Source organism: Archangium sp. (genome assembly GCF_036388035.1).
Taxonomy (GTDB): Bacteria; Myxococcota; Myxococcia; order Myxococcales; family Myxococcaceae; genus Archangium.
Map to the genome: position 1 here is coordinate 1 of NZ_DASVSO010000978.1, position 2,184 is coordinate 2,184.

The 2,184-nt window shown below is 69.3% G+C and carries 2 protein-coding genes; one reads left to right on the forward strand and one right to left on the reverse strand.

Annotation, left to right across the window (positions count from 1 at the left end; translation table 11 throughout):
* The first annotated feature begins 44 nt into the window (after positions 1-44).
* Positions 45-863, forward strand: coding sequence for a glutamate racemase (gene murI, locus VF697_RS40395; protein ID WP_331103667.1), 819 nt, complete (start codon positions 45-47; stop codon positions 861-863).
* A 79-nt stretch (positions 864-942) separates the two neighbouring features.
* Here the strand turns inward: murI and carF are convergent, their stop codons facing one another.
* Positions 943-1,812, reverse strand: coding sequence for a plasmanylethanolamine desaturase (gene carF, locus VF697_RS40400; RefSeq protein ID WP_331103669.1), 870 nt, complete (start codon positions 1,810-1,812; stop codon positions 943-945).
* Between the last annotated feature and the right edge of the window lie 372 nt (positions 1,813-2,184).

A 2,184-nucleotide genomic window follows, 5' to 3' on the forward strand; every position in this document is an offset into this window, starting at 1 on the left:
CGAGCACATGGGCGTTGGCATCAAACGTGATAGGGAACCTGGGTATGCGGCAAGGCAGCCACAGTCCCATCGGGGTCTTCGATTCGGGCGTCGGAGGACTCACTGTCCTCAAGGCGCTCATGTCCCACCTCCCGCACGAGAGCACCCTGTACCTGGGTGACACGGCGCGCGTGCCCTACGGCACCAAGTCGGGCGAGGTGGTGACGCGCTACTCGCTGAAGAACGCGAGCTTCCTGCTGGAGCGCGGCATCAAGCTGTTGGTGGTGGCGTGCAACACGGCCTCGGCGGTGGCGCTGCCGGCGCTGTCGGCGGCGCTGCCGGTGCCCGTGCTGGGGGTGATTGCCCCGGGGGCGCGGGCGGCGCTGCGGCGCACGCGAGGCGGCGGCGTGGGCGTCATCGGCACGCCGGGCACCATCCGCTCCGGGGCCTACCAGCGCGAGCTGGAGGCGGCGGCGGGGCCCGAGGGCGTGCGGGTGAAGGCGCGGGCCTGCCCGCTCTTCGTGCCGCTGGCGGAGGAGGGGTGGATGTCCGGCGACGTGCCCCGGCTGGTGGCGCGCGAGTACCTGGCGGACTTCGCTCGCGGCGAGGTGGACACGCTCGTGTTGGGCTGCACCCACTACCCGCTGCTCAAGGACGTCATCGCCGAGGCCGTGGGGCCACAGGTGGCCCTGGTGGACTCGGCGGAGGCCACGGCGGAGGCGGTGGGGCTGCTGCTGGAGGAGCGGGGGCTGCTGGCACCGGCCGGAGGCCTGCCTTCGCACGCCTACTTCGTCACGGATGTGCCGGAGCGCTTCGTGGAGGTCGGGGCGCGCTTCCTGGGGCGCCCCATCCACTCCGCGGAGCAGGTGGACCTGTCCTTCTGAGCCCCGCTCGCTCCTCTCCTTCGGGAGAGGGGACGGGGTGGGGGACTCACCCACCCCCGTGGGGCTCACCCGCCGCGTGTCAGGACGGACGCGCGGAGGAGATCGGCTTGGTGTCCTCGGCGGCGGCGGAGACCTCGGCGGCGGTGGCCACGAGGAGCTCCTTGGCGGCCTGCACCACGGGGGGCTCGGCGGCGGCGGTGGCCTCGAAGAGCTCCAGGGCGGCCTCGGTGCCGATGTCGTCCTTGCGGGGAATCATGCCGGTGGCCCAGGTGATGAGGCGCTCCATCGTGGGGAAGAAGGCGATCATCAGCAGCGGCTTGTTCATCCAGCCCACGGTGATGCAGTAGTACTTGTTGTAGGGCGCCGTGTGGTGCACCCGGTGGTGGTCCGGCGGCAGGATGAGGTGGGTGCGTTGCAGGAAGCCGATGAGGGCGGGCGGCGAGTCCACGTGCGACCACTTGTGGAACTGGTTGGTCGCCATCACCCAGAAGATCATCGCGCCGAGGAAGGTGGAGACGAACACCCAGCCGGGGCTGGAGTGGGGCAGGGCCACGGCCAGCAGGGCCACGGGGATGGAGACGAGGCAGTTGTTGCCGTTGGTCTCCACGAAGTCGTGGCGGGTGATGGCCTTCTCGTCCACGTGGTGCTCGCGGAAGGGCCGGATGAAGGCCTTGCCGAGCACGGGCATCTCGGTGGAGCCCCAGGTGTCACCCATCCAGTGGACGAGGCCGGAGACGAAGTCCGCCGCCAGGTAGCCCAGCAGCACGGCACTCAGAAGCAGCCAGGGGCCGGTGTGGGCGCTGCCCCACAGCCGCCAGACGAGGGCCGCCTCCAGCGCCACGAACGTGACGATGCTGGCGATCTCCATGGCGCGGATGGCGGGCGAATAGCCCTGGGCCAGCGCCGTGGCGTCCTGCTGGCGCAGCTGGTTCTTGAGCTCGTTCTTCATCGTCACGTCCCGTTGCGGTGTTGGGGCTCCGGCGGCCTTCCCCCGGTGGCGGCCTCAGTCTACCCGCAGTGGGATTCTGGACGAAGTCGGCTGGTGAACGGTACAGGTGCCCGGCCTTCCAGTTGGGAGGCCAGCAGGCATTCGACCGGACGGGACTGACGCGTTCCTTGTCACCCCCGGATACCACTGGTACGTTCCGCCGCCTCGGGCATGGCGAAAACCTTCGAAAAAGCCGTCACAGGCTTCAACCACAACATCAAGTACAAGGGGAAGGTCTACCACGTCCAGACCGAGGACTCGGGCGTCAACAACCCCCACATCATCACCCACCTGTTCGTGGGCGGGAACATCCTCGCGTCGAAGAAGACGTCG